General features: G+C 71.2%; 13 protein-coding genes. 9 read left to right on the top strand and 4 right to left on the bottom strand.

Features of this window, described 5'->3' with window-relative positions; genetic code table 11:
* Positions 1 to 19 precede the first annotated feature (19 nt).
* The 5 genes from CP981_RS07540 (at position 20) to CP981_RS07520 (ending at position 7,274) form a co-directional block, all read left to right on the top strand.
* Positions 20 to 1,213: an argininosuccinate synthase gene (locus tag CP981_RS07540; RefSeq protein ID WP_085925950.1), complete on the top strand. Its 1,194-nt coding sequence runs from the start codon at positions 20 to 22 to the stop codon at positions 1,211 to 1,213.
* 119 nt (positions 1,214 to 1,332) lie between these two features.
* Complete coding sequence (argH, locus tag CP981_RS07535) at positions 1,333 to 2,775, top strand: argininosuccinate lyase (RefSeq protein ID WP_085925951.1); 1,443 nt, start codon at positions 1,333 to 1,335, stop codon at positions 2,773 to 2,775.
* 118 nt (positions 2,776 to 2,893) lie between these two features.
* Positions 2,894 to 3,445, top strand: coding sequence for a TetR/AcrR family transcriptional regulator (locus CP981_RS07530; protein ID WP_085925952.1), 552 nt, complete (start codon positions 2,894 to 2,896; stop codon positions 3,443 to 3,445).
* Positions 3,442 to 5,079 (top strand): MFS transporter, encoded by a 1,638-nt coding sequence (locus CP981_RS07525; RefSeq protein ID WP_085925953.1) that lies wholly within the window; start codon positions 3,442 to 3,444, stop codon positions 5,077 to 5,079. Before CP981_RS07530 ends, CP981_RS07525 begins: the two co-directional genes overlap by 4 nt.
* Positions 5,080 to 5,303: 224 nt before the next feature.
* Positions 5,304 to 7,274 (top strand): bifunctional metallophosphatase/5'-nucleotidase, encoded by a 1,971-nt coding sequence (locus CP981_RS07520; RefSeq protein ID WP_085925954.1) that lies wholly within the window; start codon positions 5,304 to 5,306, stop codon positions 7,272 to 7,274.
* Between the two features lie 75 nt (positions 7,275 to 7,349).
* Here the strand turns inward: CP981_RS07520 and CP981_RS07515 are convergent, their stop codons facing one another.
* A complete protein-coding gene (locus CP981_RS07515) occupies positions 7,350 to 8,018 on the bottom strand; it encodes a lysophospholipid acyltransferase family protein (protein ID WP_085925955.1) in 669 nt (222 codons plus the stop codon).
* 296 nt (positions 8,019 to 8,314) lie between these two features.
* Between CP981_RS07515 and CP981_RS07510 the strand changes: the two genes are divergently transcribed.
* Both CP981_RS07510 and CP981_RS07505 read left to right on the top strand, forming a co-directional pair.
* Positions 8,315 to 9,451 (top strand): glycerophosphodiester phosphodiesterase, encoded by a 1,137-nt coding sequence (locus CP981_RS07510; protein ID WP_085925956.1) that lies wholly within the window; start codon positions 8,315 to 8,317, stop codon positions 9,449 to 9,451.
* A gap of 321 nt (positions 9,452 to 9,772) precedes the next feature.
* Positions 9,773 to 10,288: a GNAT family N-acetyltransferase gene (locus tag CP981_RS07505; RefSeq protein ID WP_085925957.1), complete on the top strand. Its 516-nt coding sequence runs from the start codon at positions 9,773 to 9,775 to the stop codon at positions 10,286 to 10,288.
* Between the two features lie 64 nt (positions 10,289 to 10,352).
* On the opposite strand, the gene CP981_RS07500 is transcribed toward CP981_RS07505, so the two are convergent.
* The 3 genes from CP981_RS07500 to CP981_RS07490 form a co-directional block, all read right to left on the bottom strand.
* A complete protein-coding gene (locus CP981_RS07500; protein ID WP_085925958.1) occupies positions 10,353 to 11,084 on the bottom strand; it encodes an IPT/TIG domain-containing protein in 732 nt (243 codons plus the stop codon).
* 132 nt (positions 11,085 to 11,216) lie between these two features.
* The gene (locus tag CP981_RS07495) at positions 11,217 to 11,666 is read right to left on the bottom strand and encodes a hypothetical protein (protein WP_085925959.1); all 450 of its coding nucleotides are present in this window, start codon (positions 11,664 to 11,666) and stop codon (positions 11,217 to 11,219) included.
* Positions 11,659 to 12,027 carry a hypothetical protein gene (locus CP981_RS07490; protein ID WP_085925960.1) on the bottom strand — a complete coding sequence of 123 codons (369 nt, stop codon included), beginning with the start codon at positions 12,025 to 12,027 and terminating at the stop codon, positions 11,659 to 11,661. Before CP981_RS07490 ends, CP981_RS07495 begins: the two co-directional genes overlap by 8 nt.
* A gap of 662 nt (positions 12,028 to 12,689) precedes the next feature.
* Here CP981_RS07490 and CP981_RS07485 point away from each other — a divergent pair.
* Both CP981_RS07485 and CP981_RS07480 read left to right on the top strand, forming a co-directional pair.
* Positions 12,690 to 13,784 (top strand): methionine ABC transporter ATP-binding protein, encoded by a 1,095-nt coding sequence (locus CP981_RS07485; RefSeq protein WP_085925961.1) that lies wholly within the window; start codon positions 12,690 to 12,692, stop codon positions 13,782 to 13,784.
* Positions 13,781 to 14,503, top strand: a complete 723-nt coding sequence (locus CP981_RS07480) for a methionine ABC transporter permease (protein WP_085925962.1) — start codon at positions 13,781 to 13,783, stop codon at positions 14,501 to 14,503. Before CP981_RS07485 ends, CP981_RS07480 begins: the two co-directional genes overlap by 4 nt.
* Positions 14,504 to 14,545 lie beyond the last annotated feature (42 nt).

The following is a 14,545-nucleotide window of genomic DNA, read 5'->3' as shown; positions in this document are numbered from 1 at the left end:
GCACCGTAAGGAGAAACCCGTGACCGAGCGCGTCGTACTCGCCTACTCGGGCGGCCTGGACACCTCTGTCTGTATCGGCTGGATCGCCGAGGAGACGGGCGCCGAGGTCATCGCCGTTGCCGTGGATGTCGGCCAGGGCGGCGAGGACCTGGACGTCATCCGCAAGCGAGCGCTCGACTGCGGTGCGGTCGAGGCCGAGGTCGCGGCCGCCAAGGACGAGTTCGCCGACGAGTACTGCCTCCCGGCGATCAAGGCCAACGCCCTGTACATGGACCGCTACCCGCTGGTCTCGGCGCTCTCCCGGCCGACCATCGTCAAGCACCTGGTCGCCGCCGCGAAGAAGCACGGCGCCACCACCGTCGCCCACGGCTGCACCGGCAAGGGCAACGACCAGGTCCGCTTCGAGGCGGGTATCTCCTCCCTCGCCCCCGACCTGAAGTGCATCGCCCCGGTCCGTGACTACGCGATGACCCGGGACAAGGCGATCGCGTTCTGCGAGGAGAAGAACCTCCCGATCGCGACCACCAAGAAGTCGCCGTACTCGATCGACCAGAACGTCTTCGGGCGGGCCGTGGAGACCGGCTTCCTGGAGGACATCTGGAACGCGCCGATCGAGGACGTGTACGAGTACACCGAGAACCCGGCCACCCCCCGGGAGGCCGACGAGGTCATCATCTCCTTCAAGGAGGGTGTCCCGGTCGCCATCGACGGCAAGCCCGTCACCGTCCTCCAGGCGATCCAGCAGCTCAACGAGCGGGCCGGCGCCCAGGGCATCGGCCGGATCGACATGGTCGAGGACCGGCTGGTCGGCATCAAGTCCCGTGAGGTGTACGAGGCGCCCGGCGCCATCGCGCTGATCACCGCGCACCAGGAGCTGGAGAACGTCACCGTCGAGCGCGAACTGGCCCGCTACAAGCGGCAGGTCGAGCAGCGCTGGGGCGAGCTGGTCTACGACGGCCTGTGGTTCTCGCCGCTCAAGCGGGCGCTGGAGGGCTTCATCAACGAGGCCAGCCAGCAGGTCACCGGCGACATCCGGATGACGCTGCACGGCGGCCGCGCGGTCGTCACCGGCCGGAAGTCCGACCAGTCGCTCTACGACTTCAACCTCGCCACGTACGACACCGGCGACACCTTCGACCAGTCGCTCTCCAAGGGCTTCATCGAGCTCTTCGGTATGTCGAGCAAGATCGCGGCCAAGCGCGACCTCGCCTGACCCGACTCGTTGGATTCATCAGCCCCCGCCTCCCTGCCCTCGCGGTGGGGTGGGGGTACCCCCTGGTCCTTAAGACCTTGGGGGAGGTGGCACATCTACCGCAGCCTTGAGGAGCAGCAGTGAGCAGCAACAGCGGTGACGTCCGGCTCTGGGGCGGCCGGTTCGCCGACGGTCCGGCAGAGGCGCTGGCCCAGCTGTCGGCGTCGGTCCACTTCGACTGGCGGCTGGCCCCGTACGACATCGCGGGCTCCCGTGCGCACGCCCGCGTGCTGCACAAGGCGGGCCTGCTCACCGAGGACGAGCTCAGCCGCATGCACGCCGGGCTCGACCAGCTCGCCGCGGATGTCGCCGACGGCTCCTTCACCGGCACCATCGCCGACGAGGACGTGCACACCGCCCTGGAGCGCGGGCTGCTGGAGCGGCTCGGCCCGGACCTCGGCGGCAAGCTGCGGGCCGGCCGGTCGCGCAACGACCAGGTCGCCACGCTCTTCCGGATGTACCTGCGGGACCACGCCCGGATCATCGGCGGGCTGATCGCCGACCTCCAGGAGGCGCTGGTCGGCCTCGCCGAGACCCACCCGGACGTGGCCATGCCGGGCCGCACCCACCTCCAGCACGCCCAGCCGGTGCTCTTCGCCCATCACGTCCTGGCGCATGTGCAGTCGCTGTCCCGGGACGCGGAGCGGCTGCGGCAGTGGGACGACCGCACCGCCGTCTCCCCGTACGGCTCGGGCGCGCTGGCCGGCTCCTCGCTCGGCCTCGACCCGGAGGCGGTCGCCGCCGACCTCGGCTTCGAGCACGGCTCGGCCGGCAACTCCATCGACGGCACGGCCTCCCGTGACTTCGTCGCCGAATTCGCCTTCATCACGGCGATGATCGGGGTGAACCTCTCCCGGATCGCCGAGGAGGTCATCCTCTGGAACACGAAGGAGTTCTCCTTCGTCACGCTCCACGACGCCTTCTCGACCGGCTCGTCGATCATGCCGCAGAAGAAGAACCCGGACATCGCCGAGCTGGCGCGGGGCAAGTCGGGGCGCCTCATCGGCAACCTGACCGGGCTGCTGGCCACGCTCAAGGCGCTGCCGCTGGCGTACAACCGTGACCTCCAGGAGGACAAGGAGCCGGTCTTCGACTCCTGCGACCAACTGGAGGTGCTGCTCCCGGCGTTCACCGGGATGATGGCCACCCTGACCGTCCACCGTGAGCGCATGGAGGAGCTGGCCCCGGCCGGCTTCTCGCTGGCCACCGACATCGCGGAGTGGCTGGTCAAGCAGGGTGTGCCGTTCCGGGTGGCGCACGAGGTCGCGGGGGAGTGCGTCAAGGAGTGCGAGGCGCACGGCATCGAGCTGGACCAGCTCACCGATGAGCAGTTCGCGAAGATCTCGCCGCATCTGACCCCCGAGGTCCGCGGCGTCCTCAACGTCCCCGGCGCGCTCGCCTCGCGCAGCGGCCGCGGCGGCACCGCCCCCTCGGCGGTGGCGGTCCAGCTCGCCGAGGTGCGGGCCGACCTGGTCACACAGCAGGAGTGGGCGACGGCGAAGAAGGCCACCGGCCTGGCCTAGCCGGCACAAAGGTACGACGGCGGCCCGCCCCCGGGAGGAGATCCGGGGGCGGGCCGCCGTCGTGTGCGTGGGAGGAGCTGGTGAGACATTCGTGTCTCATTCGGCTAGTGTGTGTCTCATGGCCTTGGATCGTGAACGGGTACTCAAGGAGGCCGCCGCCTTGCTCACGCGGCGGGCTTCGACACCGATGGACGAGATCGCCCGCGCCGCGGGCATCAGCCGCGCCACCCTGCACCGGCACTTCGCCGGGCGGGACGCGCTGATCAGAGCGCTGGAGGACTACGGCATCGCACAGTGTGGGCAGGCGATGGACGCGGCCCGGCTGGACGAGGGGGACGCCGCCGACGCACTGCGCCGGCTGATCGCCGAAGCCGAACCGGTCGCCGCCGTACTGGCCTTCCTCTTCACCGAGAACCAGCTCTTCGAGGACGGCGAGATCAACGCCGGCTGGGCCGAGCTCGACGCCCGCCTCGGCGCGCTCTTCCGACGCGGCCAGGAAGAGGGCGACTTCCGGATCGATCTGAGCGCCGCCTGGCTCACCGAGGCCTTCTACGGACTGATCGGCGCCGGCGCCTGGGCCGTGCACGAAGGGCGGGTCGCCCGTAACGACCTTCACCACTCGATCGCCGAGCTGCTGCTCGGCGGCATCCGACGGAGCATGGAGAAATGACCGAGACCATAGCGTCAGGACCGGCCGGCTCGGCCCATGTGGACGACCAGCCCCGGCCGGGCCGCTGGCTCGCGCTCGCCGTCCTCGTCCTCGCCGTCCTCCTGGTCGGCGTCGACGCCACGGTCCTCGGCCTCGCCACCCCCTTCCTCAGCGAAGACCTCCAGCCCTCCGGCACGCAGCTGCTGTGGATCGGTGACATCTACTCCTTCGTCATCGCCGGGCTGCTGGTCTCCATGGGCAGCCTCGGCGACCGCATCGGCCGCAAGAAGCTGCTGCTGCTGGGCTCCGTCGGCTTCGGCGCGATGTCGGTGCTCGCCGCGTACGCCAGCACGCCCGAGATGATGATCCTGGCCCGGGCGCTCCAGGGCGTCGCCGGCGCGACGCTGATGCCGTCCACGCTGGCACTGATCCGCAACCTCTTCCACGACCCCAAGGAACGCAGTCTGGCCGTCGGCATCTGGGGCGCCATGGCCTCGGCCGGTATGGCCGTCGGCCCGGTCCTCGGCGGCTTTCTGCTGGGGCACTTGTGGTGGGGTTCGGTCTTCCTGATCAACCTGCCGGTGATGGCGCTGCTGGTGGCCGTAGGCGCCAAGGTCATCCCGGAGTCACGCAATCCGGACCCCGGCCCCTGGGACATCCCCAGCGTCCTGCTGGCCCTGGTGGGCATCGTCTGCGTCGTCTACGCCATCAAGGAAGCGGCGGTGCACGGCTACCGCTGGGACATCGCCCTGTCGGCCGCCGTCGGTGTGCTCACCCTGTTCGTGTTCGTCCGCCGGCAGCTCACCCTCCCCTCGCCGCTGCTGAACATGAAGCTCTTTCACCACCGGGGCTTCTCCGGAGCGGTGCTGGCCGATCTGCTGACCATCCTCGGGCTGTCCGGGCTGGTCTTCTTCCTCTCCCAGTTCCTCCAGATGGTGCAGCTGCGCTCGCCGCTGAACGCCGGGCTCGTCGAACTCCCGGCGGCGATCGGCGCGGTGGGCGCCGGTCTGGCCGCCGGCTGGGTCGCCCGGCGGCTGACCGTGCGGCTCGTGGTCGCCGGCGGCCTCGCCGTGGTCGGACTCTCGCTGGTCGGCTGCACCACGCTGCACGCCGACACCGGCACCGCCGCGATGTGCGTGATCCTCTTCGTCGTCGGCGTCGGCGCCGGATTCTCGTTCACCGTCACCGCCGATGTGATCCTCTCCAGCGTGCCCAAGGAGGAGGCGGGCGCCGCCTCCGCGGTCTCCGAGACGGCCTACGAACTGGGCGCCGCGCTCGGCATCGCCCTGCTCGGCTCCATCGTGACCAGCATCTACCGGGGCTTCGCCGCGCCGCCGGGGATCCCGGGGGCCGCCACCACCGCCGCCCGTGAATCGCTCGGCGGCGCCGTCGAGACGGCCGGCCAACTCCCCGCCGACCAGAGCGCGGCGCTGGTCAGCGCCGCACAGGACTCCTTCGTCGCGGGGGTCGACGTCGCGGCCGGGGTGGGCGCCGTGGTCCTGCTGTCCGCCGCCGTCGCCGCGTGGTTCCTGCTCCGCGGCCAGGAGCTGGCGTCCGGCCCGGCCCCGGCCGGGCCCGCGGCGCTCTCCACGGCCGCGGCGAAGCCGGGGGGCGACTCCGGCGCGGCGGCCGGCGACCCGGCGGAACGCCCGTAACGCGGTACGGCCGCTCCGCCGGACGGCGGGCACCCACCGCGCCCCAGGGCGTGTCCTGTGGATCACGGTCCCCGCACCCGCCATGATCCACGGGACACGCCCTGGGGGCGACTGTCCCCCGCCCGTTCACGCCCGGTACGCATCCTGGTGACCGGCCGTCCGGAGCGGCTTGCTTGACTCTCCCGTCGTCCCCTCACGGACGGCCCGCTCAGGAGAGTGACGCAGTGCGCGACATCGGACGACGCTCCTTCTTCACCGCCGCGGGGGCCCTGGCCACCGCGAGCGCCATCGGCAGCAACGCCTACGCCACCGGCCACGCCCGCGACGCGGCCACCGCCGACGAATACGTCGACGTCCAGCTCCTCAACATCACCGACCTGCACGGCTATCTCCAGGGCGCCCCGGGTGCCCACTCGATCATCACCGGAGCCGGCGGAAAGACCTACACCGTGGGCGGCGTCGCCTATATGGCCGCCCACCTGGAGCGGTTGCGCGCCGGCCGCCGCAACTCCCTCTTCTTCGCCCCCGGCGACCTCTTCTCCGGCTGGGAGTTCGACGCCGCCACCTTCGCCGACGAGCCCACCATCGAGGCCCTCAACGCCATGGGCCTGGACTTCGCCTCGGCCGGCAACCACGAGTTCGACAAGTCCGCGAAGTTCCTCACCTCCCACATGGAGGACGGCGACAGCTTCCCCGTCGTCGGCCGCGACGACGACTTCGAGGACTCCACCGGCCGCCGCTTCCAGGGCGCGAAGTTCCCCTACTACAGCGCCAACATGGTGTGGAACGGGAACGGCGAGCTCGTGCTGCCGCCGTACAACATCGAGTACGTGGACGCCGGCGGCGGCCGCCGGCTGCCGGTCGGCTTCATCCATCTGACCGCCATCGGCACCGAGTCCTTCCCCGGCTCCTACCAGCCGGGACTGCGCACCCTCGACGAGCTGGAGACCGCCAACCGCTGCGCGGCGGAGCTCAGGTCCCGCGGTGTCCGGGCGATCGTGCTCAGCATGCACGACGGCGCGGTGGCCGGCAGCGACTTCTCCAGCGGCAGCAACCCCTCGGGGCCCGCCTACGAACTGGCGCTGCGCGTCTCCCCGGACATCGACGCCATCGTCACCGGCCACTGGCACTGCGCCTTCACGATGATGCTGCCCGACCCCGACGGCGTGCCCCGGCCGTTCGTCGAGGCCGGCTGCTACGGCCAGCTCGTCAACGAGATCAATCTGCGCCTCGACCCCGACACCGGCGCGGTGATCCGGGAGCTCACCACCGCCACCAACCACCCCAACACCCGCGATGTCACACCGGACCCGGACCTGAAGTCGATCGCCGGCTACTGGGCGGACTACGGCAGCCGGCGCGCCCGCAGCCGCCTCGGCACCCAGACCGCCTCCTTCACCCGGCGGCGCAACGCGGTGGGGGAGTCCACCATGGGCAACCTCGTCGCCGACTGGGCGCTGTGGGCGGGCCGGCAGCCGCACGGCCCGATGGACGATCCCGCCGACCACCCCAACACCCCCGCGGACCTCGCCGTCATCGCGGTCGCGCCACGCGTCGGCCAGGCCGTGATCGCCGGCGATCTGATCCGCGACGAGGAGACGGGCGGCACCGTCACCTTCGCGCAGGCCTGGAACTCCGTCGGCTTCGGCGACCCGATCATGACCGTCACCGTCACCGGCCGGCAGCTGCACGACGCCCTGGAGGAACAGTGGGCCCCGACCGCCGGCGGCGGCCTCGGCTTCTCCCCGCTGGCCGTCTCCGCCAACGTCCGCTACACCTTCGACGCCGCGGGAGCGGTCGGCCGGCGGATCGACCCGGCCGAGGTGTTCATCGACGGCACCGCCCTCGACCTCACCCGCCGCTACCGGCTCGCCGCCCCCTCCTACACCCTCATCAACCAGGACGGCTTCAGCGCCTTCACCGGCTTCACCGCACCGGTCCGGCACACCCGTGACTTCGAGAGCTTCGTCTCCTTCATCCGCGCCAAGAAGCAGCTGAAGCCCGCCCCGTTGAACCGGGTGGCGGTCAAGAACGCGGGGGTGCCCGGCGCCCGCACCGGCACCGTCACCCAGCGCCAGCAGCTGCTCCAGCCCGACGGCAGCATGGTGCCGCGGCCCGAGGCGGCCCTGCGTACGGCGCTGACCGGCGGCGCCGAGGGCCAGCGCGCCCCCGGCGGCTTCCGGGTGCCCTGCTGACCCGCCCGCACCGCAGCGGATACGGCAACGGGCCCCATCCGGAGAACGGATGGGGCCCGGCGCACGGCGGACGGGTCAGGCGGCCCTGGCCTTGGTGGCGTAGATGTCGACGTACTCCTGGCCGGACAGCTCCATCACATCGCTCATCACCTCGTCGGTGACGGCCCGCAGGACATAGCGGTCACGGTCCATACCGTCGTAGCGGGAGAAGTCCAGCGGCTCACCGAAGCGCACCGTCACCGGCGCGATGTGCGGGCGGCCCTTGCCGCCGGGCTGCACCTTGTCCGTGCCGATCATCGCGAACGGGACGACCGGCGCACCGGTCATCAGGGTGAGCCGGGCGATGCCGGTACGCCCGCGGTAGAGACGGCCGTCGGGGGAGCGGGTGCCCTCCGGGTAGATGCCGAAGACGCTGCCCTCCTCCAGGATCCGGCGGCCGGTCATCAGCGCCGCGACCCCGCCGTGCCCACCGTCGCGGTCCACCGGGATCATGCCGGCGCTGGTGAAGAACCAGGCCATCAGCCGGCCCTTGACGCCCTTGCCGGTGACGTACTCGTCCTTGCCGATGAAGTACACCGGGCGCTTGACCACCAGGCTCAGGAACAGCGAGTCGATGAAGGTGACGTGATTACCGGCCAGGATCACCGGCCCGGTCGCCGGAATGCGCTCCATGCCCTCGACCTTCGGGCGGTAGAGGACACGCATGACGAATCCGAGAATCGCCTTCAGCACAATGCGGGACAACGGGCCCTCCGGGTCGTGGCTGGTCAAGGTCAAGCGCACGCAGAACTCTGCGCAGCCAAGGACCATACTCGCGGGTTACTCCCGCGCGCACATCGGGTTCACGAGGTCGATACGCACAGTTGACGTGTGTTACCACCATCTTCCCCCCGATGTTGTCGTCCGTCTCCCCGGCATGACCCGTCCGTGCCTACGATCGGCCGGGTTCCGTGGGCCGGTGTGCAACACGCCTCACCGCACGCCGGAAAACACCCGGAAGCACCCGGAATACCAGAGAATGCCTCAGACAAGGAGCGCGCATGCACAAGGGCCAGCAGCCGGGACGGCGGACGGTACTGGGGGCCGCGGCCCTCGGCGCGGGAGCGGCGGTGTTCGGCGCAGCCGGCCAGGCGAGCGCGGCCGGCCGGGCCGGGGTGCCCCAGGAGCTGCCGGTACCGCTGATCGTCGGTCACCGCGGCGCCAGCGGCTACCGCCCCGAGCACACCTTCGGCTCCTACCAACTCGCCCTGGACATGGGCGCGGACGTCATCGAGCAGGACCTCGTCCCCACCAAGGACGGGCATCTGGTCTGCCGCCACGAGAACGACATCACCGCCACCACCGATGTCTCCGCGCACCCCGAGTTCGCGGACCGCAAGACCACCAAGACCGTCGACGGGGTGAAGCTGACCGGCTGGTTCACCGAGGACTTCACGCTCGCCGAACTCAAGACGCTGCGCGCCAAGGAGCGCATACCGGGCACCCGGCAGCACAACACCCTCTACGACGGGGTGTGGGAGGTGCCGACCTTCGAGGAGGTGCTGCGCTGGGCCGAGCGCGAGGGCCGCAAGCGGGGCCGCCGCGTCTGGCTGCACATCGAGACCAAGCACCCCACGTACTTCCGCAAGCTGGGCCTTGGCCTGGAGGAGCGGCTGGCCAAGGCGCTGCGCGCGCACGGCCGGCACCGTAAGAACTCCCCGAACTTCCTTCAGTCCTTCGAGCCCAGCAGCATCCAGCGCCTGGACAAGCTCGTCGACTGCCCCAAGGTCGTGCTGCTCTCCACGCTCGACTCCCGGCCCTGGGACTTCACCGAGGCGGGCGACCCGCGCAAGGTCGCCGATCTGGTCAAGCCCGAGGGCCTGAAGTGGCTCGCCGGCTTCGCCCAGGGCATCGGACCGGACCTGACCGTGATCATCCCGCGGGACAAGGACGGCAAGCTCGGCGAGCCCACGTCCGTTGTCAAGGACGCACACGCCGCCGGACTGGTCCTGCACCCGTATACGGTCCGCAACGAGAACAGCTTCCTGCCGGCCGACTACCGCCGCGGCACCGACCCGAACGCCTACGGCGACGCCCTCGGGGTGTTCAAGGCGTACCTCGGGACCGGTATCGACGGCCTGTTCTCCGACAACCCCGACACCGCGCTGCTGGCCGCCGCGGAGTTCCGCAAGCGCTGACGTCGGCCGCGGACCGCCGTCGCGGCGGCGCCCGGCCGCCCGGACCGGCACCATCTCCCCGGCATTCTCATCTGAGTTGGGAATGTCACAGGGGAGCTGGGTGCCGGTCCGTTCCGCTTGCCCCAATTGCCTGCGCAGAATGCTCGCGGCGAAGATTGCCGCCGCCCTCCGCCGGGGATTCCGGAAGAGGCGGTGTCAGCACCGCCATGGCGGCGCCGGGTACCCCACGGCGCCGTCGGTCAGGGCACATCGTTTCCGGGCGCACCCCTCTCACCCTCACCGCGCCCGGACCAGCGAACCGAATAGGGGAGGCATACGCGCATGGGCACGAGTGTGACCATCTCTGCGGCGACCGACCAGGACGCCGAGCAGATCCTCAAGCTCCAGTACCTCTGCTACCAGCAGGAAGCCGCGCTGTACGACGACTACGGCATCGAGCCGCTCACCCAGACGCTTCAGGCACTGCGGGCCGAACTCGGCGAGGGCTGCGTCGTGGTGGCCCGGCTCGGCGAGGAGGTGGTCGGCGCCGTGCGCGGCACGGTCGACGAGGACGGCACCGGGCGGATAGCCAAACTCATCGTGCACCCGCGGATGCAGCGGCACGGCCTGGGCGGCCGGCTGCTCGACGCCGTCGAGGGCCGGCTGACGGCCGAGCGCTCGGCCACCCGCTACCGCCTGTTCACCGGCCACCGCAGCGAGGGCAATCTGCGGCTCTACCGCAGCCACGGCTATGTGCCCGTGGGCACCGAGCAGCGCACACCCCGGCTGAACGTGGTCACGCTGGAGAAGGAAGTACCCCAGCCGGCCGGCGCGGGGGAGCTCGTCGCACAGGCATAGGGCCGGAGCGGACCCGCACCGGGCGGAGCGGGTCCGCCTCCATCCGTCCTCGTCAGGGCAGATATCAGAGCTGATAGAGGAAGCCCCCGGGGGCCGCCTCACTGCCGCCCGTGGTGGTGAGCGTGATGGTGACCGTGCCCGGGGACTGGCTGGGCGCGACGGCCGCGACCCGGGTGTCGGACAGGACGGCGAAGGTGGCCGGGACGCTGCCGAAGGTCACCTCGGTGGTCGTCGCCAGCGCGGTGCCCGTGATGTCGACCAGCGTGCCGCCCGCGGCCAGACCCGACACCGGGCTGAAGCCGGTGACGGTCGGCGCGGCCACGAAAGCGAAGGTCCCGGACGCCGTGGCGGTGCCGCCCTGCGCGGTGACGACCAGGGCCACGTCGCCCGCCGCGTGGGCCGGGCTGACGGCGGTGAGCTCACTGTCGGACAGCACCGTCGGCGTCACGGCCGTGTCCCCGAACAGCACGGACGTGGCGGTGGTGAGGTTGCGTCCGGTGACGGTGACCGTGCTGCCGCCCGCCAGGGGCCCGGACGCCGGCGAGACATCGAGGATCACCGGCGGGAGGACGTAATGGAAGGGCACCGGATTGCTGGTGCCCCCCGGCGTGGTCACCGTGGTGTCGACCACACCGGCTCCCGAGGGGGCCACCACCGACACCGAGGTGGGCGAAGTGGCCGTGATGGTGGCCGGTTTGCTTCCGAAGCGCACCACCGTGGCCCCGGCGAGACCGGTTCCGGTGAGCGTCGCCGCGAAACCGCCGCCGGTGGAACCCTGGTTCGGACTGATCGGCATCTTCCCGCTCCGTTTCCGCGCCGGCGAACCCCCTGGACGCCTGTCGGACTCCAGTCAGACAGGGCGTCCGCCCCGGGACGAGGTGCGGGCCCGCTCTTCACCCGGATGGCGCAGCTCGTTCGCCGGGCGGCCTCAGGCCGTCGTTCGCTCCGTACGCGACCGGCGCAGCCACAGCAGCCCGGTGACGGGCAGGAAGACCGGGATGAAGAGATAGCCCATGCCGTAGTCCGACCAGACCGTGGCGTCGGGGAACGCGGACGGGTCGAGCAGCGTCCAGGTGCCGATGCCGAACACCCCGAGCAGCTCCAGCGCACAGCAGGCGAACGCGGCACGGCGGGCGCCCTCGCCGCCGCGCACCAGCGAGAAGGTGATGAACCCGTAGACGAGCGCGGAGCCCGCCGAGAGGCCGTACGCCAGCGGGGCCCGGTCGAACTGGGCGAGGAGCTGGTACAGCGAGCGGGAGGCGGCCGCGACGGTGAAGATGCCGTAGAGCGCGACCAGCAGCCGGCCGGGGCCGGTGCCCAGGGAGCGCCGGGCCGGGCCGGCCTCGGTGGGCTGTGGGGTCCTCGTGGTCTCAGGCACTGCCGCCTCCCCAGATGTCGAACAGCCGCACTTCCAGGACGGCCAGCACCACGCCGCCCGCCGCGACGGTGGCCGAACCCCAGCGGGTCCGCTCCGAGAGCGACATGAAGCCGGTCGCCGGGACACAGGCGGCCGCCCCGAGCAGATACGAAACGAACAGCGCGGTGCCCTTGTCCGGCGACACTCCGCGGGACAACTGCACGACGGCGATGACCAGTTGGACGATGCCGAGCAGCGACACCAGGCCCATGCCGATGAAGTGCCAGTCCTTGGTGGGCTGGTCACGGAACGCCGCGAAGCCGCACCAGGCGGCGAGGGCGAGAGCGGTCACCGCGACCGCGATCGTCAGCGCGTCGATCACCGGGGCCTCCGGACGGCGTGGCCGCGCGCCGTGGGGTTGTGGGGCATGGGGCGATGCTAAACGGCGGCGGGCGGGCTTCCGCGCCCGGCCCCACCGCGGTCCGCACGCCCGCGGGAGGGCGCCCCGGGGCGAAAGGTCCCGCCACCCGGCCGGGACGCCGGCCGTGGCGTTGACCACAGCGCACCGGGCCCCCGCGCCGCAGGCCGCTCCCCAGCTCCCGCCACGCCTCGCCGCATCAGTGCAGGCCACGGACCGGTCGGACGAGATCGTTCCCGCCGTGCGACAGGCTGTCCACGGGTCGGTCGGTGGTGTCCGCAATCCGGACTGGCTTGATCGGGCCGCACTGCTGTCTGGTTTACTGCCCGCATGACCACGACGAGCTACCGCACCCCTGCGACCGAGGCGTACCAGACGCCCGGTGCTCGTTGCATGTGTCGAATGTGTGACCGCTGAGGGCCCCCGCCTGAGCCTCGCGCCCCGAAGCGAGACCCTGCCATGAGCCGTACGTCGGACTCCCGACGCCCCCGGCCGCCCCGCGTCACCGGAACCCGGAGCCGGGCCCCGCGCCCGCCGCCGCTCCCTGTTCCCCCCTGCCGCACTCGCAAGAATGCCCCGTGCCCGGCGGGCGAGCCGCCGAGCACTCGACAGTGACGGAATTCCCTGTGATCACCACAACGGGCCTGACCAAGGTCTACCGTTCCGGAGACCGCGAAGTCACCGCCCTGGACGGCGTCGATCTGCACGTCCGCGAAGGAGAGGTGTACGGCGTCATCGGCCAGAGCGGCGCCGGCAAGTCCACCCTCATCCGCTGCCTCAACCTCCTGGAGCGCCCCACCTCCGGCACGGTCACCGTCGCCGGCCAGGAACTGACCGCCATCGCCGGCCGCGGCAAGCGCGCCAGCGCCGGACTGCGTGCCGCCCGCAGCCACATCGGGATGGTCTTCCAGCACTTCAACCTGCTGTCCTCACGCACCGTGCAGGACAACGTCGAACTGCCGCTGGAGATCCTCAAGGTCGACCGCAAGGAGCGCTCCCGCAAGGCGCTGGAGCTGCTGGACCTGGTCGGCCTCGCCGACAAGGCCAAGGCCTACCCCGCCCAGCTCTCGGGCGGGCAGAAGCAGCGCGTCGGCATCGCCCGCGCGCTGGCCGGCGACCCCAAGGTGCTGCTCTCCGACGAGGCCACCAGCGCCCTGGACCCGGAGACCACCCGCTCCATCCTCCAGCTGCTGCGTGACCTCAACCGCAAGCTGGGCCTGACCATCGTGCTCATCACGCACGAGATGGACGTGGTCAAGACGATCTGCGACTCGGCCGCGCTGATGAAGAACGGCCGCGTCATCGAGCAGGGCACCGTCGCCGAACTGCTCGCCACCCCCGGCTCCGAGCTGGCCCGCGAGCTGTTCCCGGTCGGCGGTGAGCCCTCCGCCGACGACCGCACCGTCGTCGACATCACCTTCCACGGCGATGCCGCCACCCGCCCGGTGATCTCCGAGCTGTCGCGCACCTACAACGTCGACATCTCGATCCTCGGCGCCGCCATGGACACCGTCGGCGGCAAGCAGATCGGCCGGATGCGCATCGAGCTGCCCGGCCGCTTCGAGGAGAACGTCGTACCGATCGGCTTCCTCCGGGAGCAGGGCCTTCAGGTGGACGTGGCGGACGTCGACCACAGCGCCGCAGCGACCGCCGCCGGCCCCGCCGACCGGCCGGCCACCCCGGAGCCCGCCGCCGCGCTCCAGAAGGAAGGTGCCAAGTGACCTGGAACGAGATGCAGCCGCTGCTGTACGACCGCACGCTCGACACCCTCTTCATGGTGTGGTGGTCCGCGTTCTACGCGGTGCTCCTCGGCATCCCGGTCGGCGTGCTGCTGCATCTGACCCAGCGCGGCGCAGTCCTCCAGAACATCGTCGTGAACAAGGTGCTCGGCGCGATCACCAACATCGGGCGGTCCTTCCCGTTCCTGATCCTGATCGTGGTGCTGATCCCCTTCACCCGGCTCCTCGTCGGCGTTTCCATCGGCCCGACCGGCGCGGTGGTCCCGCTCGCCATCGCCGCCATCCCGTTCTTCGCGCGGCTGGTCGAGGCCGCCCTGCGCGAGGTCGACCACGGGCTGGTCGAGGCCGCCCACGCCATGGGCGGTGGCACCTGGACCATCGTCTTCAAGGTGCTGCTCCCGCAGGCGCTGCCCGCGCTGGTGGCGGGCGTCACCACCCTGGTCATCCAGCTGATCGGCTACTCCGCGATCGCCGGTGCGGTCGGCGGCGGCGGTCTGGGTGACCTCGCCTACACCTACGGCTATCAGCAGTACGAGACCTCGCTGATGATCGCCACCGTGGTGGAACTGATCCTCCTGGTCACTCTCGTCCAGGTGCTCGGCGACCGCATCGTCCGCCGGCTCGCCCAGCGCGGCACCCGTGCCTCCTCCCTGCGCCGTACCCGCATCGGGGAGCCGGCTGCCGTCACCGAAGCCGCCTGATCCCGGAGCCACCCGCTCCACCCAAGAGCCCGGACCCTTTGC

This window comes from Streptomyces platensis (assembly GCF_008704855.1).
Taxonomy (GTDB): domain Bacteria; phylum Actinomycetota; class Actinomycetes; order Streptomycetales; family Streptomycetaceae; genus Streptomyces; species Streptomyces platensis.
Note: the sequence above shows the minus strand (reverse complement) of the source record. Positions and strands in the feature narration are given on the sequence as shown.